The sequence below is a fragment of the Pseudomonas sp. S2_E01 genome (assembly GCF_054668365.1).
In genome coordinates this window covers 1480358-1503831 of the sequence record NZ_CP162762.1, presented here as the reverse complement: position 1 = coordinate 1503831, position 23474 = coordinate 1480358, and the positions used below count along the sequence as shown (strand labels likewise).

20 protein-coding genes are annotated in these 23474 nt (G+C 59.8%); 16 read left to right on the top strand and 4 right to left on the bottom strand.

From position 1 onward, the window contains the following. Positions 1 to 106 precede the first annotated feature (106 nt). Positions 107 to 1273, bottom strand: a complete 1167-nt coding sequence (locus AB4O36_RS06860) for an aminotransferase-like domain-containing protein (protein ID WP_460141319.1) — start codon at positions 1271 to 1273, stop codon at positions 107 to 109. An 82-nt stretch (positions 1274 to 1355) separates the two neighbouring features. On the opposite strand from AB4O36_RS06860, the gene AB4O36_RS06855 reads away from it, so the two are divergent. The 6 genes from AB4O36_RS06855 (at position 1356) to AB4O36_RS06830 (ending at position 10844) form a co-directional block, all read left to right on the top strand. Continuing rightward, on the top strand, positions 1356 to 1802 hold the full coding sequence (locus AB4O36_RS06855; protein WP_460122722.1) for a MarR family winged helix-turn-helix transcriptional regulator: 447 nt from the start codon (positions 1356 to 1358) through the stop codon (positions 1800 to 1802). Positions 1803 to 2124: 322 nt separating this feature from the next. After that, positions 2125 to 3474, top strand: a complete 1350-nt coding sequence (locus tag AB4O36_RS06850; protein ID WP_460122720.1) for an NCS2 family permease — start codon at positions 2125 to 2127, stop codon at positions 3472 to 3474. Positions 3475 to 3541: 67 nt separating this feature from the next. Then, on the top strand, positions 3542 to 4171 hold the full coding sequence (locus AB4O36_RS06845; RefSeq protein WP_460122718.1) for a LysE family translocator: 630 nt from the start codon (positions 3542 to 3544) through the stop codon (positions 4169 to 4171). A gap of 158 nt (positions 4172 to 4329) precedes the next feature. Continuing rightward, entirely contained in the window at positions 4330 to 7584 is a 3255-nt protein-coding gene (locus tag AB4O36_RS06840) for a calcium-binding protein (RefSeq protein ID WP_460122716.1), read from the top strand. Positions 7585 to 7733: 149 nt separating this feature from the next. Then, a complete protein-coding gene (locus AB4O36_RS06835; protein WP_460122714.1) occupies positions 7734 to 9269 on the top strand; it encodes a hypothetical protein in 1536 nt (511 codons plus the stop codon). Positions 9270 to 9383: 114 nt separating this feature from the next. Further along, positions 9384 to 10844 (top strand): hypothetical protein, encoded by a 1461-nt coding sequence (locus AB4O36_RS06830; RefSeq protein WP_460122712.1) that lies wholly within the window; start codon positions 9384 to 9386, stop codon positions 10842 to 10844. A 120-nt stretch (positions 10845 to 10964) separates the two neighbouring features. Here the strand turns inward: AB4O36_RS06830 and uraH are convergent, their stop codons facing one another. Next, complete coding sequence (gene uraH / locus AB4O36_RS06825) at positions 10965 to 11318, bottom strand: hydroxyisourate hydrolase (protein ID WP_460122710.1); 354 nt, start codon at positions 11316 to 11318, stop codon at positions 10965 to 10967. 425 nt (positions 11319 to 11743) lie between these two features. Between uraH and puuE the strand changes: the two genes are divergently transcribed. The 9 genes from puuE to AB4O36_RS06780 all read left to right on the top strand — a co-directional run bounded on the left by puuE (position 11744) and on the right by AB4O36_RS06780 (position 20046). After that, on the top strand, positions 11744 to 12670 hold the full coding sequence (puuE, locus tag AB4O36_RS06820) for an allantoinase PuuE (RefSeq protein ID WP_460122708.1): 927 nt from the start codon (positions 11744 to 11746) through the stop codon (positions 12668 to 12670). Continuing rightward, complete coding sequence (gene uraD, locus AB4O36_RS06815; protein WP_460122706.1) at positions 12667 to 13182, top strand: 2-oxo-4-hydroxy-4-carboxy-5-ureidoimidazoline decarboxylase; 516 nt, start codon at positions 12667 to 12669, stop codon at positions 13180 to 13182. The genes puuE and uraD overlap by 4 nt, the downstream gene beginning before the upstream one ends. A gap of 86 nt (positions 13183 to 13268) precedes the next feature. Next, the gene (alc, locus tag AB4O36_RS06810) at positions 13269 to 14264 is read left to right on the top strand and encodes an allantoicase (RefSeq protein WP_460122704.1); all 996 of its coding nucleotides are present in this window, start codon (positions 13269 to 13271) and stop codon (positions 14262 to 14264) included. 123 nt (positions 14265 to 14387) lie between these two features. Further along, positions 14388 to 14891: an ureidoglycolate lyase gene (locus AB4O36_RS06805; protein ID WP_460122703.1), complete on the top strand. Its 504-nt coding sequence runs from the start codon at positions 14388 to 14390 to the stop codon at positions 14889 to 14891. Between the two features lie 51 nt (positions 14892 to 14942). Further along, complete coding sequence (locus AB4O36_RS06800; RefSeq protein WP_460122701.1) at positions 14943 to 16247, top strand: urate hydroxylase PuuD; 1305 nt, start codon at positions 14943 to 14945, stop codon at positions 16245 to 16247. Positions 16248 to 16370: 123 nt separating this feature from the next. Further along, a complete protein-coding gene (locus AB4O36_RS06795) occupies positions 16371 to 16673 on the top strand; it encodes a transposase (protein WP_014717988.1) in 303 nt (100 codons plus the stop codon). After that, positions 16670 to 17506 carry an IS3 family transposase gene (locus tag AB4O36_RS06790; protein WP_460142121.1) on the top strand — a complete coding sequence of 279 codons (837 nt, stop codon included), beginning with the start codon at positions 16670 to 16672 and terminating at the stop codon, positions 17504 to 17506. Before AB4O36_RS06795 ends, AB4O36_RS06790 begins: the two co-directional genes overlap by 4 nt. A 180-nt stretch (positions 17507 to 17686) precedes the next feature. After that, positions 17687 to 19042, top strand: coding sequence for a nucleobase:cation symporter-2 family protein (locus AB4O36_RS06785; RefSeq protein WP_460122699.1), 1356 nt, complete (start codon positions 17687 to 17689; stop codon positions 19040 to 19042). Between the two features lie 218 nt (positions 19043 to 19260). Further along, positions 19261 to 20046 (top strand): outer membrane protein OmpK, encoded by a 786-nt coding sequence (locus tag AB4O36_RS06780; RefSeq protein ID WP_460122697.1) that lies wholly within the window; start codon positions 19261 to 19263, stop codon positions 20044 to 20046. A gap of 197 nt (positions 20047 to 20243) precedes the next feature. Here AB4O36_RS06780 and AB4O36_RS06775 read toward each other — a convergent pair whose 3' ends face one another. After that, entirely contained in the window at positions 20244 to 21410 is a 1167-nt protein-coding gene (locus AB4O36_RS06775) for a patatin-like phospholipase family protein (RefSeq protein WP_460141318.1), read from the bottom strand. A 108-nt stretch (positions 21411 to 21518) separates the two neighbouring features. Continuing rightward, the gene (locus tag AB4O36_RS06770; protein WP_460141317.1) at positions 21519 to 22451 is read right to left on the bottom strand and encodes a lipid A biosynthesis lauroyl acyltransferase; all 933 of its coding nucleotides are present in this window, start codon (positions 22449 to 22451) and stop codon (positions 21519 to 21521) included. A 118-nt stretch (positions 22452 to 22569) separates the two neighbouring features. On the opposite strand from AB4O36_RS06770, the gene minC reads away from it, so the two are divergent. Continuing rightward, a complete protein-coding gene (minC, locus tag AB4O36_RS06765) occupies positions 22570 to 23307 on the top strand; it encodes a septum site-determining protein MinC (RefSeq protein ID WP_460122692.1) in 738 nt (245 codons plus the stop codon). Positions 23308 to 23474 lie beyond the last annotated feature (167 nt).

The following is a 23474-nucleotide window of genomic DNA, read 5'->3' as shown; positions in this document are numbered from 1 at the left end:
CCTACAGACACCGATCCCCTGTAGGAGCGAGCTTGCTCGCGATGAGGCCGGCAAAGACATCGCCAATAAAAAAACCGGCCCAACTGGCCGGTTTTTTACTCCTCCATCAAGCCGCCTCAGCCGCCTGCGCCTGCCGCACCACCTCTGCCAACCGCCTGAGCCCCTCCCCCAACCGCGCCGGTTCGATATGACTGAAGTTCAGCCGCAGGTGCCCATGATGCCTATCAGGCTCAGGGAAAAACGGCTCCCCCGGCATGAACGCCACATCCGCCGCCAATGCAGCCTGTAGCAAGGTTCGCGTGTCCAGCGGCTGCTTGAGCGTCAGCCAGAAAAACAGCCCACCTTGAGGCACATTCCAGTCAGCCAGGTCAGCGAAGTGCGTTTGCAGCGCGACTTCAAAAGCATCCCGACGTACCCGATAGAAGTCCCGCAACTCGCTCAGGTGCTGCTGGTATTTCTCTGAACCGATCCACTGCAGGGCCTGCCACTGGCCAATACGGTTGGTGTGCAAGTCCGCCGATTGCTTGAGCTTGAGCAGGTGTGGAAACAGGTCCGGGCTGGCGATCAGGTAGCCCACGCGCAGCCCTGGCAGCAAGGTTTTGGAGACGGTGCCGGTGTAGATCCAGCTGGTTGTTTTCAATCGACTGACAATCGGCGTGGCGCGGCCGCCATCGAATGTCAGCTCGCGGTAGGGCTCGTCTTCGATCAGGGTAACGTTGAACTCATCCAGCAACGCGGCGACCGCATCACGCTTGGCCTCGCTGTAACGCACCGCCGAAGGGTTCTGGAAAGTCGGGATCAGGTAGATGAACGCAGGTCGGTGCTTTTCCAGGCGACTGCGCAACGCCACCAGGTCCGGCCCGTCCGCCTCTTGCGGCACGGTGATGCAGTCGGCGCCAAACAGCTGGAAGATCTGCAACGCGGCCAGGTAGGTCGGCGCTTCCAGGAGTATTTCGGTGCCTTTGTCGATGTAGAGCTTGGCCGCCAGGTCTAGGGTCTGCTGCGAACCACTGACCACCAGCACCTGGCTCGCCTCGCACGGCACACCCAAGGCCCGGGCCTGCGCCGCCAGCGCCTCGCGCAAGGCCGGCTCCCCTTCGCTCATGCCGTATTGGCCAATGTTCACAGGCATGTCATCCCACTCCACCTTCGGCAACATCGCCTCGGCTGGCAAGCCACCGGCGAACGACATCACTTGCGGACGTTGTGCCGCCGCGAGGATTTCGCGGATGAGAGAACTTTTGAGACGCGAGACACGTTCGGAAAATGGCATGGGAGTCACCGGTAGCGAGGCCAGAGGTAAATGAGTCAAACTTGTTGACCGAAATTACGACAACCCGAACGGATACGTCAACATGATTGACCTTAAAAATCCTGCGTCTCAACAACAGGCCATGGAGGCGTTCTTCTTCGGCTATCAGGCGTTCACCGCCAAAGCCGACGAAATGCTCGAGCGTCGTGGCTTGAGTCGGGTGCATCAGCGCATCGTGTTTTTCATCGCCCGTTACCCGAACCTCAGCGTCAAGGAATTGCTGGCATTGCTGGGCGTCACCAAGCAGGCGTTGAACATTCCGCTGCGCCAATTGGTGGAGATGAACCTGGTCAACAGCGTGGCCAGCGAGACCGACAAGCGCAAACGCCTGCTGGAGCTGACCGTGGACGGAGCGAAATTCGAACAGGCACTGCGGCGTGAACAGGTGAAGTTGCTGGAGCGGGTATTTGCCGAGGCTGGGGAGGCGGCGGTGAATGGCTGGCTGGCGGTGAATCTGGGGTTGGGGAGGAGTCAGGGGGTGGCGGAATAAGCGATCGACTTTGTTTTTTTGCAGGCTTAGAGGGCCTCATCGTGGGCAAGCCCGCTCCTACAGGGATTGTGGCGCGACACCGTCCAGTGTAGGAGCGGGCTTGCCCGCGATGGCGTCCTCAAGAGCGATATATCCCTATCGCCACAAATTTCGTCGACAAAATCAAAAACATTATTTGCTTTATTTGTATACAAAAGCATAATCCACTGCGTGCGAGTTCCTGACCAAGCAGTCAACAAATTCGCGAATGCCTCAAAGGGCGCCGCCACCCTCATGGGTCCGGTCCCGGAAATAAAAATAAAACTCTTGAGGAGTACTCGCTGTGGAAAGCCGCAAATCCGAAGCTTCGACGCTGGAACTCTCGCCGCCATTACGCAATGGCTGGCTGGAGCGCATCTTCAAACTCTCCTTGCATGGCACCACGGTGAAGACCGAGTTGATTGCCGGTCTGACCACCTTCATCACCATGGCCTACATCATTTTCGTCAACCCCAACATCATGGCCGACGCCGGGATCGATCATGGCGCGGCTTTCGTCGCCACCTGCATCGCGGCCGCGCTCGGTTGCCTGCTGATGGGCCTGTACGCCAACTGGCCAGTCGGCCTGGCACCGGGCATGGGCCTCAACGCCTTCTTCACCTACACCGTGGTCGGCACCATGGGCTACAACTGGGAAACCGCCCTTGGCGCGGTATTCGTCTCGGGTGTGCTGTTCATGATCCTGACGTTCTCCCGGATCCGCGAATGGTTGCTCAACAGCATTCCTGTCAGCCTGCGCTATGCCATGGGCGCCGGTGTGGGACTGTTCCTGGGGCTGATTGGCCTGAAAACTGCGGGCATCGTCGTCGATAGCCCGGCCACCCTGATCAAGCTCGGCTCCCTGCGCGAACCCGGCCCGCTGCTGGCAGCCATCTGCTTTTTGATGATTGCCGTGCTCAGCTACCACAAAGTGTTCGGCGCCATCCTCATCAGCATCATCACCGTGACGCTGGCCGGCTGGGGCCTGGGCATTGTGCATTACGAAGGGATCATGTCGGCGCCGCCAAGCCTGGCACCGACCTGGATGGCCATGGATGTCGCCGGCGTGTTCAACGTCAGCATGATCAGCGTGGTGCTGGCTTTCCTGTTCGTGCACATGTTCGACACCGCAGGCACCCTGATGGGCGTTGCCCAGCGCGCCAACCTGGTGAACCCTGATGGACGCATCGAGAACCTGTCCCGGGCGATGAAAGCTGACAGCGCCTCCAGCGTGTTCGGTGCCGTGGTCGGTGTGCCACCCGTGACCAGTTACGTGGAAAGTGCGGCAGGCGTAGCGGCCGGTGGTCGCACAGGCCTGACGGCTGTCACCGTGGGCCTGCTGTTCATCGCGGCGATGTTCTTCGCCCCGCTGGCTGGCATGATTCCCGCCTATGCCACCGCCGGCGCGTTGATTTACGTGGCAATGCTGATGATGGGCGGCATGGCGCACATCGAATGGGACGAAGCGACCGATAGCATTCCAGCGATTGTCACGGCGATCATGATGCCGCTGACATTCTCGGTGGCTGACGGTATCGCCCTGGGTTTCATCACCTACGTGGCGCTGAAGGCGGGCACTGGCAAATACAAGGAAATTTCCGTCAGCCTGTGGGTGCTCTGCGCGATCTTCATCGCCAAGTTCATCTTCCTGTAAGCGAAAAAGGATTTCAAAAACAGCCTCACCCCGTCGGGTGAGGCTTTTGTGCAAGAGGAGCAAAGTAATGAGTCTGGAAACCTGGCTGCTGTTCACGGGCGCTGCATGGGTGGTGATCCTGATCCCGGGACCGCTGTCCTTGCTGATGATCAGCAACAGTCTGAATTTTGGCCTGCGCCGCTCGTACCCGGCCTTCCTCGGCGGCGTGAGCGCTTCGATCTGCCTGCTCAGCGCCTCGGCGTTGGGGCTGGGTGCCTTGCTGCTGGCCTCGGAACAACTGTTCAGCGCGCTGAAAATCGTCGGCGCGCTGTACCTGTTCTATCTCGCCTGGCAAAGCTGGCAGCAATCCCGCCAGCCGTCCCATGGCGCCGAGGTGCCCCAGGTCGCTGCCGTGCCGCGCTTTCGAGCGCTGTTTGGGCGCGCCTTCATGCTGGGGGCCAGTAACCCCAAGGACATCCTGTTTTTTGCCGCGTTCCTGCCGCAGTTCCTCAGCGCCGAGCAACCGTTGCTGCCCCAACTGCTGGTGATGATCGCCACCTGGACGGTGCTGGACCTGCTGTGCAAGCTCGCCTACGGCCTCGGCGCCCACGGCGCAGCCCAGTACTTGCGCTCGGGCAAGGGCCAGAGCTGGTTCAACCGCATCAGTGCCGGCCTGTTCGGCGGTGCCGGTGGCGCCTCGCTGCTCAGCGGACACTGACTGCCACGCCCCACCCTGGCGACACGCGCGCCGGGGTGGGCGCGCACCCGTATATACCGCAATTCGCCGAAACAGATGCACTACATAGTTATCGCTTTACTCTCCTCTCGCTTCCCTAGAGTTCGGGCCTCCTATCCACGCCCAACAAGGAAGCCCCAATGGCTCAAGCTATTCCAACCGTCGATGAATTTGGCTACGACGCAGTAAAAATCGTGGACGCCGAACCGCCGGCCGAAGCGACCACCGACAAGGAAGTCCACGACTTCATTCGCAGCGACGGCGCCTCTGCCGCGCAAGACCCTCCGCCCCGCTCCGCGCGCAAACGCGAACGGGTGCTGCGCGCCCTGGACCACTACTACGGCCCCATCACCCTGGGCCATTTCACGGTCACTCGCGAGGAGCTGCACCTGCTCAATGCCACCGTGGACGGCGCTGCACTGGACATTGGCAACAGCAATTTCCGTCACACCCCTCAAGCGTTCATCGATGGCCTGCAACTGAACGCTACCGATGTTGAAAGTCGCATGTGGGCGACCGGCAATGCCGGTCACTACACCATCCCCACCCTGCTGTTCGAGATTGCCACCCACCGCTCGGTCAACGCCGCGCCCCTGCTGACAGAGTCGCAAGGCCCCCATGGACCAAAGATCGACCGACTGGTGCGAGCCGCCCAGAAGCTGGAGATCCGCGACACTCGCCTGCCCGAGAATGTCCCCGGCTGGGTCGACCGGCAAAAGAGCAAAGTGGTGAACAGCATGGGCGTTGGCCTCCAGGCCTACGGCATCTACAGCGGCTTGATGGGCATCAACGATGCCCTCAAGCGCGGCGACTCCACCGAAGCGGCCATCAATGCCGGCGCGGTGGTGACCGAAGTGGGTTCGCTGATCATCGAACGGGGCCTGGTCAAGACCGCACAGTCGCTGATTGAACACAGCGCACAGATCTACCAGGGCTTTGCCAGAACCCAGTTCGGCCTGTATCTATCGCGTTCGGCGGGCTTGATCGCTGGCGCGCTGACGCTTCCCTTCGACGTCTACTTTGCGGTCAAGGCGTTGAATGACGCGTCCCGGACCACCGGCAAGCAGGCCCTGGATCATTACGTTGCCGCCGGCATGAGCTTGACCAGCGCGGCGTTGACCCTGATCCTCGGCACGGCCGCCCTTGCAGGTTTCGCCCACGCCGGGCCGGTGGGCATTGCCGCGGCGGCTATCCTGATCGTGGGCTCGCAGATCTATAACGCCGTTCGCCAGGTGGACGACATCGACGACTACATCGACCTGAGCATCGATGAACGCCTGATCACCGGATTTCTGGTATTCATCGGCCAGAAGCCGCCGCAGGACGTTCAGGATCGCTACAGCATTGCGGTCACCACCGACCACTATTCGAAGAGTCTCACCAGCCGGGCCCGCCGATGGCTGGATGGCGACATGAAGGACAGCATCGAAGCCATCGTCAACGGCAGGTTCACTGTCGATCTCAAGGCCGAGCAGGTGTTCTGGTTCGAGCAGGATGCCCAGGGCCGCGAATCAGTATCGTCCAGGGAAATCAAGCTGCCGTCGGTCGTGGATGCCAACGATACGATTGACGCCCGCTGGGGCGTCCCGCCCGAGCTTGGCGGGGTGGTGAAAGGCACGGTGGGTGATTCGAAGGCCACGCTGTGGCTGCTGGGAGGTGGAAAGGACACCGTGATGGGTGTGGAAAAAAAGGCCAACCATTTCAGTTTCGGCAGCGGCATCAAACACCTGACCGGGGGCGAAAAAGACGACCGATTCCTGTTCGAGGGTGCCGCCCAGGCGCTCAAGGACGCTGCGCCCGCAGGCGCGCGGGTCGTTCTCGCCGGCGGAAAAGGCAACGACACGCTGGTCCTTCAGGGCCAACTGGACAGCCGCGATACAACACTTCACGAAGGCTGGGGCTTCGACCTGGATGCCGGGCGGGTCGAACTGCTGGGCCAGGCAGGTGCTAGCGCCATTCACACCCTTCTGGAAAGTTTCGAAAACGTAGAAACGCTGGCCGGCGCCAAAAGCGTTGTCAAAGGCTCGAGCCTGGCCAATCGCATCATTGCCAGAGGCCATGACCAGATAGAAGCCGGCGCAGGCGATGACACGGTGTACCTGATGGGCGGCTATGGCCAGGCCACAGGCGGCGTCGGCAAGGACCAATACTATGTGGCCCACAAAAGCGGCACGATCATCATCACCGAAGATCCGCAGGAAGACAGCGTGATCATCATGGACTGGCCATTTGAGAACATTCAGAAATGGTCGATCAACGACAACTCCCTGGTGGTCTCATCGCTGTGTGGCAAGAACGGCGAGTGGCCGGAGCAAACGCTGATCATCAAGGACCTCTACAAGAAGGAGGCAGGCCGACGCGTATTCCAGGAGCAAAAGCTGCGGTTCATTACCGTAGACGGATTTCAACTGACCCCGGACTTCCCCCCCGAATTGACGGGCGATGGCGAACAGAGCATCAACGTGTTGATTTTGGCGAAAGGCAAGCTTGCCGCCCCGTTGATCATCACCGCCGCTGAACACGACCTGGCACCCGATAAACACTCGCACTATTTCATTGATCGCGACCTTGGCAACAGCCTCTTCAAGATTACAAAAAAAGATGAAAAGAGACTGGGCACTATTCATATCGATTGCAGCAGCGGGGAACTTACCATCGCCGAAGCGACTTACTTCGTTGAAGTCAACGCGCGTAACGGCAATCACTACTTGAACTACGGCGACTTTAATCTGACGTTAAAATTTGGCGATAAGTCAGTCGAATTCAAAGACTTGATCTCCACGGCGTCCACTGCCTATACAAATGTGCGCGACACCCCTTACAGGGTACAAGGTCTGGCATTGAATCATCCGATCAACTTGATACTGAGCGATGGCGTCTCCTATCAAATAAAATTGCCGGCGCCCAACTACGCGGATGACGTGAAAAACCCCGGCTTCAAGCAAATGGACGGCCAATTGATGCTCGAGAGACGCGCAGGCCAGTATCTGCTGATAAAGCCCGAAGAGAGCCGGGCCATTGTGCTGAAAACGCGTAAACAACGCGTGCACCTCCCCGCCCAAGCCCAGCGTACCGTGACCTCGCTGGAAGGCCAGGGCTCAGTCTATTTGGTATATCCTCAGGCAGATTCGGTGCTGCGGATTTCCACGCCAGACGCCATGAAAAAGATGTCCAATGCGTCCACCTGGTTATTTCACATGAACTCGGTCGTTCCGGCGAACATCAAATTCATCGGGAATAAACTGCTGATAGGACGCACGATCGTTTACCTTCCGGATTATCCCAGCGAAGACATACCTGTTGAGCAAATTTACGTCATCAGTCGGGCCGGCGTCCGTTATGTGGTCGACTTGATATTTGAACAAGTTTACCTATACACAGAACCATCTTCGTAATATTTTCTCGTCATCGAACAGCCCACGCGATACATAGTTATCGCTCGTCACTTCAAGAACCAAGCGATATTAAGTGCGTGCCATTCAGGCGCATGACTTGAATTCGCCACCCTATTGACGTGTTCTTTATTTATGAATGGAATCATTAAATGAAACCCCCAAGAAAAGTCCCAAGACCCCATACACCGGACGACGGCACAACACCGCGCCGCGAACTGCCGGACGCCTATTTGCCTGGGCGCTTGCCCGATGCCCCGACCGGCACATCAGGAAACAGGCTCCCCGACGCTGAGCCTGGCAACACCCCGCGTCAGCCGCACGTCGAGGTTGCGGATGTGCAGGCTGTCGACGACGTTGTCTCCAGTTCTACCCATTCGACGGCCGACATCACCTTTGTGCCTTCCTTCCTGGTCAACGGCTTGTCTGCGCCCCTGGCCGACGGATTACGCTACGGCAACAGGCGCAGGGTATACGCCGAAATCGAAAATGAAGGGGTTACCCTCGTACGACGTGGCGCCGACGGCGAATACCGGGCGGCCGTGATCAACGAACTGGACGCCTCGGGACCTCTGCTAGAACGGGTTGCAGACACTGCCTTCTGGCGCCGAAAAACCACGGACGAACAACCTGGACCGAGCAGCCGCAAGCGACCTCGCCTGGACAGCGATTCATCCGACGCCGAAGCCTTGGCCGCCGACTTGCGGGTGGGCACCGCCTCTGCCCTGGATCTTTCTCCAACCCTTTGGCGAAACTGGGGGAGCGAGACAAAACCGTTGGCCGCAGAGTCAGTGGAAATCAATGGGCTTCACTACCCGGTGGTGCCCAACGGCTCGCCGGAGCTCACCCACATCGCTTATCTGCAAAACCCGCGGTTTGCACCTTCGCGCTTTGATGAATTCGAGCACATGCTGCGTACGGACCCGACATTGCAACCACGCTGGGCGTTGAAACGAGATGGCGTCTGGGAAGTACTGGAAAGCAGCCTGCCTTTCGAGAAAAGCCTGAAGGCATCTGTCGTCGAAACGTTCAAGGACTTGTCGGACGCCTCCGTGACCACCGTCGCCAGAACGGTATTCAACCTGGCCAACCATTCCCCGGTGATTAACGCACTGGGCCTGTCGACGATGAAGCAGACTTATCGCAACTGGGCCAGCCCCACTCGCGTGCGCCTGCCTCGAACGGATCTGGCCGACCCGCTGCTGATGCTGCCCACCATTGCGAGAAAACCGGGCAATGGTTGGGTCACACAGCTGCCCGAAGCGTCCAGCGCAACCCTGCGCCGACTGGACTTCGACCCCAATCGGTTCCCCGAGCAGTGGAATACCTTCGTCAACGACCCGTCCAATTTGAACCTCAAGCGGCTGGTCAGCGACGTGCTCGTGCGCAATGGCTACGAGGTATTTCCATTGTCCAACGAACACCAGGGACCGACGCTGGTGTTCACCCGCCCCAACCATGACTGGGTGTTCTTCCTCAAACTGGGGCGCGTCAATGGAGACTCCATCAAACAAATCACGCCATCCGGCGCCGAGCTTTCCGATCCACACCTGACATTGCGTATCGGCGAGGCCGCGCGGGACAGACTGCGCACAGCCTATGACCAGAACAAGGTGATGTGGCTGCTGGGCGGTTCCCAAGTGACGGCAACAGGATTTGAATCGGTATTCCTGATCAGGGAAGGCTGATCAGCGCCTTGACGCTCGCCGACGCATCGGCGAGATCAGCCTGGGTGACCAACCGCCCAGGCCCTGCAGTCGACCCCCTCGACGTTCATCCCCATTCACGAGAACACGGCCTCCATGAGACCCAAGAACCCCCTTCGCCCTAAAACGCCTGCTCCTTCGGTCGAAGGCGTACCGATCCCCCGCGACCGGGCACCGGATTACTTGCCCACGCGTCCCGGTCGCTGGCCGGATCAAGGCCTCGACCCACTCGCGGGTCACCCATCGACCGGACACCCGCAAACACCCGACAGCCAGGCAGCAGTCGTGACCATCAGCGATCTTCCGCCCGAGACCCAGGTGACCCGCGTCTCTGTGGACCACCCCATCAGCAACTATTTCCTGCCCCCCGGGCTGGTGCAGCGGCTGCCCGCCCCGGATCCGAAAACCGGGCTGCGATCCATCGTTTCCGGGCGCCATTACATCGACCTTGCAGGGGGCGGCACGGTGCTGCTGGGGACCGATTCCCTGGGCCACCCCCGAGCCCGACAACCGTCGGAGCTGGTGCCCTCCGGCCCCAGGCTCGAGCGCGTGCCGGGTACGCATCAATGGCGCCAGGTGCTGGCGGCTTCCACGCCATGGGAAAGATGGGGGATTTCCCCGCAACAGGCGTCACCCCAGGACATCTACATCGACAACATTTGCTACAGGACACTGCCACGCGGTAACCCGCCAGACCATCCCATCGCCTACATCAAGAACCCTGGGCATGCGGTCTACGACTTCGACCTGCTACAGGCCGTCCTGCGGCACTCTCCCGACCAGCAACCCCGAGGTGCCATCCAGGTTCCGCCGAGCCAGCACTGGCAGCTGGACCCGACGCCCCCCTTCGAGCGGACACTGAGTGACTCCGTCGGCCTGCAGTTTCCAGGGCTGAACGAGGCCTCTATCCAGAATATCGCCAGGCGGCAGTTCATTCTCGCCAACGGTGCGGACACCGCCACCGAGGCCGGGATGACCGCGCTGCGGCAAGTGTTCAACGACTGGAAAAACTCGACCCCTACGCCCCGGCCGGAACTGTCCGACCCGCTGCTCATGTTGCCGATCAAGCCCATGACACCGGGCAACGGCACGGCGCGCATCCTCGACCTGCCCAACCCCGCTGACCTGGGGCCGTTGTCGCGACTGTCTTTCGATCCGGAAAAATTCCCCCGGGAATGGGACTACCTGACCACCACTCAATATGCCGGCGACCTCAAGCGCTTCATGAGGAGCCTGTTGATCAGCCACGGCTATTCGGTGTTCGAGCCCACCTCCGCGCAGACTTTCGCCGCACTGGTGTTCGAGCGCGCGGGGCATGATTTTCTGTTCCATATGACCTTGCATCGTGTGCATGGCAAGCGCGTGCACATCGCCGAAAACGCCAACGACGGGCTGCTGCCTGCCCGGTTGCCGGAACTGATCGGACGACCGGCCATGCAAGCCCTCCAGGAGGCGGATGCATCGGGCAAAGTAATCTGGCTCAAGGGCGGCAGCCACGTTTTGCAGAATCGCGACAGCTCCGTGTTCATCATGCGCACCGATGACCCCAGGAAATAGTCGCCACGCCGATCATCCGGCGATATCTGCAGGCCAAAAAAAGCCCGCAGTGTGGGCGGGCTAAAAACCAAAGAAGCTCTATGCGCAGTCGCTTCAAGGTAGAGGAAGCTGCTTGGGGGATCAGCTTCCTCGATACGTGGAATAGCTGTATGGAGAAATCAGCAAAGGCACATGGTAGTGGTCCTGTTCGGCAGAAATACCGAAGCGCAGCACTACCACGTCCAGGAAAGCCGGCTCCGGCAGTTGCACGCCACGGGCGCGGTAGTAATCACCGGCGTGGAACTGCACCTGATAAACGCCGGTGCGATAGTCATCACCTTGCAGCAACGGTGCATCGACGCGGCCATCGCTGTTGGTGACCGCGCTGGCAACCAGCTCCAGCTGCGCGCCTTCCACGCGGTACAACTCGATCTTGATTGCACTGCCCGGGCAACCGTGTGCAGCGTCCAAAACGTGTGTCGTCAAACGTCCCATTGATTCTGCGCGCCTGCTACCTGAAGCAGTCAGGTCACGCGCCTCCCGAAGTCAGTTGAAAGGAGCCCGCACCATTCCGGAGCGCGGAAAGCTGCGGCGAGTGATTAATTAAGACACTTCAGGATGAAATTGTACACAATAAAAACATCCTTTTTTTGCACGAGAAAACGTACCTCGCCTTTAAGCTGCCATGTGCCTTGAACCTTAACCCTAGCGGACCTTTCATCAAGAAGCTGACCAAGTGGGCAGCTTTTTTGCTAGGGTGTTTCATCGGCATCAGACGGGTGTCGACGAAAAAAATGCAAAAAAGTGGGCTTACAAATTGAATAATAAGTTGTATACAATCACTCCATCGCAGTGACGCCGGCCTGATCCACTCATTGAACGGCACGCCACGCAACCCACGAACAAGAAGGAACACTGCAGTGAGCGCTGACTATCCTCGCGACCTGATCGGTTACGGCAGTAACCCTCCGCACCCACACTGGCCGGGCAACGCCCGTATCGCCTTGTCGTTCGTGCTCAATTACGAGGAAGGCGGCGAACGCAACATCCTGCACGGTGACAAGGAATCCGAAGCCTTCCTCTCGGAAATGGTGGCGGCGCAGCCCCTACAGGGCGCACGCAACATGAGCATGGAATCGCTTTACGAGTATGGCAGCCGTACCGGCGTCTGGCGGATTCTTAAACTGTTCAGGGAGTACGACATCCCCCTGACCGTCTTCGCCGTGGCCATGGCCGCCCAACGCCACCCGGATGTGATCCGCGCGATGGTTGAGGCCGGTCACGAAATCTGCAGCCATGGCTACCGCTGGATCGACTACCAGTACATGGATGAAGCCCAGGAGCGCGAGCACATGCTCGAGGCGATCCGCATCCTCACCGAGATCACCGGCGAGCGCCCACTGGGCTGGTACACCGGCCGCACCGGCCCGAACACCCGTCGCCTGGTCATGGAAGAAGGCGGTTTCCTCTATGACAGCGACACCTACGACGACGACCTGCCCTACTGGGAACCGAACACCCCGACCGGCAAGCCGCACCTGGTGATCCCGTACACCCTGGACACCAACGACATGCGTTTCACCCAGGTTCAGGGTTTCAACAAGGGCGACGATTTCTTCGAATACCTCAAGGACGCCTTCGACGTGCTGTACGCCGAAGGGGCAGACGCCCCGAAGATGCTGTCGATCGGCCTGCACTGCCGACTGATCGGCCGTCCGGCGCGCCTGGCATCGCTCAAGCGCTTTATCGAATACGCTAAAAGTCATGAACAGGTGTGGTTCAGCCGCCGCGTCGACATCGCCCGCCACTGGCATCAAACCCACCCGTACAAAGGGTCTGCCCAATGAGCACCTTTCAAACTGTCAAACCGTCGACTTTGAGCCGCGACGCCTTTGTCGCCGCTTTTGCCGACATCTACGAACACTCGCCATGGGTCGCCGAAAAGGCCTTCGACCTGGGCCAGGACGCGTCGATCGACCAGATCGAAACCCTGCACCAGCGCATGAGCGACATCCTGTTGAGCGCCGATCATGCCAGCCAACTGGCCCTGATCAACGCTCACCCGGACCTGGCCGGCAAAGCGGCCGTCCAGGGCCAGCTTACCGAAGCCAGCACCAACGAACAGGCTGGCGCCGGTATTCACCAATGCACGGCCGAAGAGTTCCAACGCTTCACCGAGCTGAACGACGCCTACAAGGCCAAGTTCAAGTTTCCCTTCATCATGGCGGTAAAAGGCAGCAACCGGCATCAGATCCTGGCGGCGTTCGAAACGCGCATCCACAACCCGGTCGACACCGAGTTCAAGTGCGCGCTGGCAGAGATCAACAAGATTGCCCTGTTCCGATTACTGACCCTATAGCAAGCCTTGCCCGAGTATCCAGAACGCGAAGATACCCAGGGCACCGCGAGCATCCCAAGCCAACTTATTAAAGGCAGACAAGAAGAATGAAAGCTTACGCCGTACCTTTCGAGAAGTTCGTCAACCTGGCCGACGCCCGCCTGGGCACCAAAATCATCTCGGTCACCGATGACTGGTTCGCCGACGCCAACCGCCTGTTTCAACCGACCCCGGCCGTGTGGAAGGAAGGCGTGTTCGATGACAACGGCAAGTGGATGGACGGATGGGAGTCGCGCCGCAAGCGCTTCGAAGGTTACGACAGCGCGGTAATCCGCCTCGGCGTGCCGGGCTCGATCAAGGGCGTGGACATCGACACCTCATTCTTCACCGGCAATTTCCCTCCGTCGGCCTCCCTGGAAGCCTGCTTCCTGGCCGAAGGCGAGCCAGACGAAAACACCCAGTGGACTGAAGTGCTGTCGGCCGTCGAACTGCAGGGCAACAGCCACCACTACCACGAAATCAACAACGAACAGGCCTTCAGTCACCTGCGCTTCAACATCTACCCGGATGGCGGTGTGGCCCGCCTGCGCGTGTACGGCGTGCCATTCCGCGACTGGTCGGCGATTGGCGACAACGAACAGGTCGACCTGGCCGCAGCCCTCAACGGTGGCCGCGCCCTCGCCTGCTCCGACGAACACTTCGGCCGCATGAGCAACATCCTGAACCCGGGCCGTGGCATCAACATGGGCGATGGCTGGGAAACCGCGCGTCGTCGCACGCCTGGCAATGACTGGGTGATCGTCGCCCTGGGCCATGCCGGTGAAGTCGAGAAAGTCATCGTCGACACCCTGCACTTCAAGGGCAACTACCCGGACAGTTGCTCGATCCAGGGCGCGTTCGTGAAAGGCGGAACCGACAGCCAGATCGAAACCCAGTCGTTGTTCTGGCGCGAACTGCTGCCAAGCCAGAAGCTGGAAATGCACGCCGAACACACGTTCGCCGAGCAGATCAAGGCCCTGGGCCCGATCACCCACATCCGCCTGAATGTGTTCCCGGATGGTGGGGTCAGTCGTTTGCGTGTTTTGGGCAAGGTCGCGAAGTAAGCGTTGAACCCAATCGAGGGCAAACCCGCTCCTACAGACGACCTGAACGCCACACCCCCTGTAGGAGCGGGCTTGCCCGCGATAGCAATAGAACAGTCAAAATAGAATTCGGAAAAAAACAGCATGCGCACACTGATGATTGAACCGCTGACCAAAGAAGCCTTCGCCCCTTTCGGTGACGTGATCGAAACCGACGGCAGCGACCACTTCATGATCAACAACGGTTCGACCATGCGCTTTCACAAACTGGCGACGGTCGAGACCGCCACGCCAGAGGACACCGCGATCATCAGCATCTTCCGCGCCGACGCGCAGGACATGCCGCTGACCGTGAGCATGCTGGAGCGCCATCCGCTGGGCAGCCAGGCTTTCATTCCGCTGCTCGGCAATCCCTTTCTGATCGTGGTCGCGCCCCTTGGCGATGCACCTGTATCAGGTTTGGTCCGCGCCTTCGTCACCAACGGCAGGCAGGGCATCAATTACCATCGCGGCGTTTGGCACCACCCGGTGCTGACGATCGAAAAGCGGGATGACTTCCTGGTGGTTGATCGCAGTGGCACAGGCAATAACTGCGATGAGCATTTCTTCAAAGAGGATGAGCGTTTGATCCTCGCCCCCCACCAATAAGAGAAGGTCTGATCACTCGACAACAAGAGTGACAGGCGAGAGGTAAAGACTGTGGAAGCACATCTGTTGGAATGGCTGAACCTGAGCATTCGCTGGGTTCATATGATTACCGGTGTGGCCTGGATCGGCGCGTCGTTCTATTTCGTCTGGTTGGAAAACAACCTCAACCGGGTCAACCCGAAGAGCGGTCTGGCTGGCGACTTGTGGGCGATTCACGGCGGCGGCATCTATCACCTGGAAAAATACAAACTGGCCCCTCCCTCAATGCCGGATAACCTGCACTGGTTCAAATGGGAAGCCTATTTCACCTGGATGTCGGGGATCGCGCTGCTGTGCGTGGTGTTCTACGCCAATCCGACGCTTTACCTGTTGGCTCCGGGCAGCACCCTGAGCGGCCCTGAAGGCGTGGCCATCGGTCTTGGCTCGCTGTTCATCGGCTGGTTCGTCTACTCATTCCTTTGCGACTCGGCCCTGGGCAAACGCCCTGCCCTGCTCGGCTTCATCCTGTTCGTGCTGATCATCGGCGCCGCCTACGGCTTCAGCAAGGTGTTCAGTGGCCGTGGTGCGTACCTGCACGTTGGCGCGCTCATCGGCACCATCATGGTCGGCAACGTATTCCGCATCATCATGCCGGCGCAACGTGCATTGGTCGCGGCGATCGCCGAGAATCGCACGCCAGACCCTGCGCTGCCAGCCAAGGGCCTGCTGCGTTCGCGTCACAACAACTACTTCACCCTGCCAGTGCTGTTCATCATGATCAGCAACCACTTCCCGAGCACCTACGGCAGCCAGTACAACTGGTTGATCCTGGCCGGGATCGCGATTTTTGCGGTGCTGGTGCGTCATTACTTCAACACCCGCCATGACAGCCACAAGTTCGCCTGGACCCTGCCGGTGGCAGCGGTGGGCATGATCTGCCTGGCCTACGTGACCGGTCCGAAGCCGATGTCCAGCGCCCCGGAAGTGGCCAAGGCACCCGCAGCCATCGAGTACCAGCCTTTGCCGGAAACTGCAGTGGGCGGAGGGTTGAAACCGGCCGAAGCCAAACCTGCACAAGCACCTGCCGCGGCTCCGGCACAGGCATCCAATGCCGGCCCTGGCTTCGACAAGGTACACAGTGTGATTCAGGAACGTTGCGCGGTATGCCACTCGGCCAAACCGACCAGCCCGCTGTTCAGCGCGGCGCCGGCCGGCGTGATGTTCGACACCCCCGAGCAGATCCGCCAGAACGCGGCGCGGATCCAGGCCCAGGCGGTTGCCACCCAGATCATGCCGCTGGGCAACATCACCCAAATGACCCAACAAGAGCGTGATTTGATTGGGGCGTGGATTGTCCAGGGTGCGCAGACCAATTAAGCCGTAAAAGCTCGCTCCCCCAGGAAACGCAATCCCCCTGTAGGAGCGAGCTTGAACTGGCCTAATGATTTTGGACACTTCAATCGGGCGCTATGATAGCGCCCAAATCTGAGGTGTTTGGATATGCGTAAATCCTATTCGAGTGAGTTCAAGCTCAAGGCTGCCAGCATGGTGTTGGATGAAGGTCAGCCGGTTACCGAAGTCTGTGCCAGCCTGGATATCGGCCCCACAGCCCTGCGCCGTTGGGTTGATCAAGTGCAAAAAGAGCGCTTGGGCTCGACTCCGGTGGGGGCCAAGGCGATTACCGCTGATCAACGAGAAATCCAGAGACTCAAAGCTCTGCTCAGAGAGAAAGACCTGGATATCGAAATCCTAAAAAAGGCCAGTGCTCTCCTGCTTTTGGACGCCAAAGATCATTCACGCTGATCGATGAGCTGGGCGAGCAGTACGGCGTTAAAAAGTGTTGCCGGGCGTTTGGGGGCAACCGCAGTAGCTTTTACGCCTGGCGCCAGCGCCAAGGCAGAGCAAATCCTGAACGGGACAAGCTCAAAGCCGCGTTGGTCAGGCACCACAAGGCGTCCAGAGAGTCGGCCGGCGCACGTACTTTGTCCAAGGAGCTACAAGCCAAAGGGCATCGTATCGGGCGTTATATGGCTCGCAGTTTGATGCGCGAAGCTGGCATCGCTAGTCGTCAGCGCCGGCGCCATAAGTACAAGTCGCCGGGTGTGGAGGCCTTGGTGGCGCCGCACGTGCTCAAGCGAAAATTTGATGTGACGGCGGTTAATCAGGTGTGGTGTGGCGACGTGACATACATCAAGGTCGGCAAGCGGTGGATGTACTTCGCCGCCGTTTTGGATCTGTACGCTCGCAGGATCGTAGGGTGGTCGTTTTCGATGATTTCTGATGCCAACCTGACCTGCGAAGCGCTACGCATGGCGGTTGAGCTGCGCGGCCATCCCCAGGATGTGTTGTTTCATTCTGATCAAGGTTGCCAGTACACCAGCCATAAATTCCGAAATGCGCTTGTGAAACATCGGTTCAGGCAAAGTATGAGCCGTAAAGGCGAGTGCTGGGACAATGCCCCGATGGAGCGTTTCTTTGGTAGTTTGAAGTCCGAGTGGGTGCCTGAAACGGGCTACAAACTGGAGCATGAGGCCCGGGCAGATGTGCAGCGCTATGTCTCGCGCTACAACATCAGCAGGCCTCACAGCTATAACGACTACAGGTCGCCGGTCGTGAAGGAAAGATTGGCGGCGTGAACCGTAATCAGTGTCCAAGATTACTTGACCAGTTCAGCTTGCTCGCGATGAGGTCAATGGATTCAACATCACATTGCCTGACCTGACGCGTTCGCGAGCAAGTCGAATCGTCGCACCGCCGCTCCCACCGGGGCTGCTTGATGCAAAACACACAAGAATAAAAAAGATCCGAGGTGTTGCATGTCCGAGCTCTCCAAAGCACGCATCCCCGACGCACCCGCCATCCAGCGCTTGCCCCTTTTGCAACTGATCCTGGTCGGTCTGCAACACGTCTTGCTCATGTACGGCGGTGCCATCGCGGTGCCGTTGATCATCGGACAGGCTGCAGGCCTGAATCGTGAAGAAATCGCCTTCCTGATCAATGCCGACCTGCTGGTGGCCGGCATTGCGACCATCGTGCAATCCCTGGGTATCGGTCCCATGGGCATCCGCATGCCGGTCATGATGGGCGCCAGTTTTGCCGCTGTCGGCAGCATGGTCGCCATGGCGGGCATGCCCGGTATCGGCCTGCAAGGAATTTTCGGTGCCACCATCGCCGCCGGTTTCTTCGGCATGCTCATCGCACCCTTCATGTCCAAAGTCGTGCGTTTCTTCCCGCCGCTCGTGACTGGCACAGTGATCACCTCGATCGGTTTGTCGCTGTTCCCCGTCGCCGTGAATTGGGCAGGCGGCGGCGCAGGCAATGTGCAATTCGGCTCGCCCATCTACCTGGCCATCGCTGCACTGGTGCTGGCCACCATCCTGTTGGTCCATCGTTTCATGCGCGGGTTCTGGGTCAACATTTCCGTGCTGATCGGCATGTGCCTGGGCTACGCCGTTTGCGGCGTGATCGGCATGGTCGACCTGAGTGGAATGGCCCGGGCGCCGTTGTTGCAAGTGGTCACCCCGCTGCATTTCGGCGTGCCCAAGTTCGAGCTCGCGCCAATCCTGTCGATGTGCCTGGTGGTGGTGATCATCTTCGTCGAGTCCACCGGCATGTTCCTGGCACTGGGCAAGATCACCGGCCAGGAAGTCTGCCCCCGGATGCTGCGTCGCGGCCTGCTGTGTGATGCCGGCGCATCGTTCTTCGCCGGGTTCTTCAACACCTTCACCCACTCCTCGTTCGCCCAGAACATCGGTCTGGTGCAGATGACCGGTGTGCGCTGCCGTTCGGTGACCATCGTCGCCGGCGGCTTGTTGATCGTCCTCAGCCTGCTGCCCAAGGCTGCATTCCTGGTGGCCTCGATTCCGCCGGCGGTGCTCGGCGGAGCAGCGATTGCAATGTTCGGCATGGTCGCCGCTACGGGCATCAAGATTCTTCAGGAGGCCGACATTGTCGACCGGCGAAACCAGTTGCTGGTGGCCGTCAGCATCGGCATGGGCCTGATCCCGGTGGTGCGTCCGGAGTTTTTCGCCCATCTGCCGTTATGGATGAGCCCGATCACCCACAGCGGTATCGCCATGGCCACGATCAGCGCGCTCATGCTCAACCTGCTATTCAACATCCTCGGTGGCCGGGAGCGGGCAGCGAACAACCTGGCCACTGAACACACTTGATCCTCTGCAGGCGCGAGCACCCTCGCACTGCAATCAGCAACACCGCGGGCAAAGGCGGCCGCATGACACTTGAGACCTGGCCAACTAGTCAGTATTCTCCGCGGCCGCCCGAATCCGCATTGAAAAAACCGCCGATTTAACGCCACAAAAAAAGCGCCGCACCAGAGCGCTGACTTCAAAAAAACTACGTGAAACACCTACCTTTTGGGAGCAACCGAATGAAACGTACGTGCACCAGCCTGATGCTGGCCGGATCCCTCCTGGCCGGTGGCCAGGCCATGGCCGGCGATTTGCTGCAATGGCAGGACAACAGCCTGACCTACCTGTATGGCAAGGACTTCCAGGTCAACCCGCGCATTCAGCAGACGGTAACGTTCGAACACGCCGATGGCTGGAAATACGGCGACAACTTCTTCTTCATCGACAAGATTTTCTACAACGGCAAGGAAGACGCCTTTGCCGGCGAGAACACTCACTACGGCGAGTTCAGCCCACGCCTGTCGTTCGGCAAGATCTTCGACCAGAAACTCGAGTTCGGCCCGGTCAAGGACGTGCTGCTGGCCATGACCTATGAGTTCGGTGAAAACGACACCGAGTCGTACCTGATCGGCCCGGGCTTCGACCTGGCCATTCCCGGCTTCGACTATTTCCAACTCAACTTCTACAACCGCCACACCGAAGGCAGCCGTGCGGGTGACGATGTCTGGCAGATCACGCCGGTCTGGTCCTACACCATCCCGGTGGGCGGCTCGAACATTCTGATCGACGGTTTCATGGACTGGGTGGTCGACAACGACGTCAACAAAAAAGGCGAATACCACGCCAACCTGCACTTCAACCCGCAGATCAAGTACGACCTGGGCAAGGCGCTGAACCTGGGCGAGAAGCAGTTGTATGTGGGTGTCGAATACGACTACTGGAAGAACAAGTACGGGATCGAGGACAGCGAAGGCTTCAAGACCGACCAGAGCGTGACCAGCTTCCTGGTCAAGGTGCACTTCTGATCTGACGGTATCCCCCCTGTAGGAGCGAGCTTGCTCGCGATGAACCCGTAAGCGCCGCTGGGCATCAGACGCCCCGCGTCATCGTTGACGACCATCGCGACGGTTCGACGCCTCGACAAGCTCGCTCCTACAGGATCTGCGTCGTTCCCTGTGGGAGCGAGCTTGTCGAGGCGTCGAACCGTCGCGATGGCCGCACCCTAAATGACAGGCTCAGGCAATCCCAGAAACCTGCACAACTCATCTTTCTTGGCCAGCGCATCGCGCCGTCCCAAGTCGATCAATTCGCTGCAATACCCCGCCTCGAACAACAGATAACTCAACACCCCTGCCCCACTCGTCTTCGTCGCCCCCGGACCGCGCAGGAACAGGCGCAGGGCAGCCGGCATTTCCTGCCGGTGACGTGCAGCGATTTCATCGATCGGCTGACTCGGGGAAATCACCAACACCTCTACAGGCGCCACCCCCAGCGTGCGCACCGGCGTGCCATCAGGCATGAGGTGGCTGAACTGGTTCAAGCGCTGCAAGAGTTCGATGTCGCTTTCCAGGCTGTCAATGAACGTGCTGTTGAGCATGTGCCCGCCGATCTGCGCCAGGGTGGGTTGCTGCCCGGTGTAGGCGCGTTGCAGCGGTTGGTCGGGATCGACGCCCCGGGGGTTGCCGCTCACCCCCACCACCAGCACGCGACTGGCACCCAGGTGCAGGGCCGGACTGATCGGCGCCGACTGGCGCACAGCGCCATCGCCAAAAAACTCTTCGCCGATCTTCACCGGGGCGAACAGCAGCGGGATCGCTGAACTGGCGAGCAAGTGCTCCACGGACAATTGCGCCGGCACGCCGATGCGCCGATGCCGCAGCCAGGCGTCGATGGTGCCGCCGCCCTGATAAAAGGTCACCGCCTGGCCAGACTCATAACCGAAAGCGGTGACCGCCACGGCTTTCAATTGTTGTTGCGCGATGGACTCGGCGATGCCGCCCATGTGCAGCTTTTCGTTGAGCAAGTCACGCAGCGGCGAGCTGTTGAGCAACGCCACCGGGACCTGGGAACCCAGCCCCAATAAGCTGTGCCCTACAAAACGGCTGGCCTGGCGGATCACTCCCGGCCAGTCGCTGCGCAGGACCAGATGGCTGCGAAAGCCCTGCCAGAAGGCAGTGAGGCGCTCGATGGCGCTACGGAAATCAGTCGCGCCGCTGGCCAGGCTGACCGCGTTGATTGCCCCGGCGGAGGTGCCTACGATCACTGGGAACGGGTTGTCGGCACCCAACGGCAGGAGTTCGGCGATGGCCGCCAGCACTCCGACCTGATAGGCCGCCCGAGATCCGCCGCCGGAGAGGATCAAGCCTGTAACCGGTTCGCCTCGACTCATTCACAACACTCCATGTGGCGGGATCGGATGTTACTTGCCATACAGCCAGACGCCCCGCGGTGTCTGTCGTCCATCGCGAGCGTGCTCGCTCCTGCAGGGGACGCAAGGTCAATCGCGTTTGGCGTAGAGTTTGGGCTCGCCCGGTGGGCGGCTCTTGAAACGGCGGTGCGCCCACAGGTATTGCTCCGGGCAATCGCGCAGTACGCCCTCGATCCACTGGTTGATGCGCAGGCAGTCCTCTTCTTCGGTCTCGCCAGGGAAGCCTTCCAGCGGTGGATGGATCACCAGTCGATAACCGCTGCCGTCCGCCAGACGCTCCTGGGTGAACGGCACCACCAGGGCCTTGCCCAGCCGGGCAAACTTGCTGGTAGCGGTCACCGTCGCGGCCTGGATGCCGAACAACGGCACGAAGATGCTCTGCTTGGCGCCGTAGTCCTGATCCGGTGCGTACCAGATCGCCCGGCCAGCCCGCAGCAGCTTGAGCATGCCGCGCACATCCTCACGTTCCACGGCCAGCGAGTCGAGGTTGTGGCGCTCACGCCCGTTGCGCTGTACGTAATCGAACAATGGGTTTTTATGCTCGCGGTACATGCCGTCGATGGTGTGCTGCTGCCCCAGCAGCGCCGCGCCGATTTCAAGGGTGGTGAAGTGCACAGCCATCAGGATCACGCCCTTGCCTTCGCGCTGGGCCTTTTGCAGGTGCTCAAGCCCTTCCACATGGGCGAGTTTTGCCAGGCGCTCGCGCGACCACCACCAGCTCATGGCCATTTCAAAGAAAGCAATGCCAGTCGACGCGAAGTTCTCCTTGAGCAGGCGCTTGCGCTCGGCGGCGGACTTTTCCGGGAAGCACAGCTCGAGATTACGTCGTGCAATACTCCGCCGGTCACCGGCCACGCGATACATCAGGGCCCCCAGCACGCGACCAATGAACAGCAACGCCGGGTAAGGCAACTGGACGATCAGCCACAACAGTCCCAGGCCGCACCACAGCGGCCAGAAACGCGGCATCAGAAATGTTTTTTTAAAACTCGGGCGATCCATTAAATGTTCCGCAAAGACAGTGGCCGCGCATTCTACATCGTTCGACCCGGCTTGCGGCTGGCGAGCGTTCTCGTTATAAGTCTCGGCACTTTTAGCGACAAGCCGTTGTATGCCGACCATGAGCCAAATCGAATCGCAAGACCAGGATCCCGTGTTCCAGTTAAAGGGCAGCATGCTGGCCATTACCGTGCTGGAACTGGCCCGCAACGACCTCGACAGCCTCGATCGGCAACTGGCCGCCAAGGTCGCCCAGGCGCCCGGTTTCTTCAGTAACGCGCCGCTGGTCCTGGCACTGGACAAACTCCCGGCCGGCGAAGGTACGGTCGATCTGCCAGGCCTGATGCGCATCTGCCGCCAGCATGGGCTGCGCACCCTGGCCATCCGCGCCAGCCGCATCGAAGACATCGCGGCAGCCATTGCCGTCGACCTGCCGGTATTGCCACCCTCCGGCGCTCGTGAGCGTGCACTGGACCCACAGGAAGTCGCCGCGCCAAAAAAACCGGAAAAACCGCCGGAGCCTTCGATCAAACCGACCAAAGTCATCACTTCGCCAGTACGTGGCGGCCAGCAGATCTATGCCCAGGGCAGCGACCTGGTCGTGATCTCTTCGGTCAGCCCGGGGGCGGAACTTCTCGCCGATGGCAACATCCATGTATACGGCGCGATGCGTGGTCGCGTGCTGGCTGGCGTGAAAGGTGATACGAAGGCCAGGATTTTCTGTCAGCAGATGACCGCCGAGCTGATCTCCATCGCCGGCCATTACAAGGTTTCGGAAGATCTGCGCCGCGATCCTTTGTGGGGTTCGGGTGTTCAGGTCAGCCTGTCCGGTGATGTGTTGAACATCATTCGGCTTTAACGGATACTGCCGCATTTTCCAAGCATCTCTAAAACGTAGCGAAAACGGCTCAAACGAAGTAGGAAAATGGTCAAAACCAGTGTTTGCCAACGGTAAGCGCGGCCAGGACCGGATTCCAGCCAAGGCTGTCCGACTGTAGTCGTTTTTTTCAAGAGATGTTTTTCAGG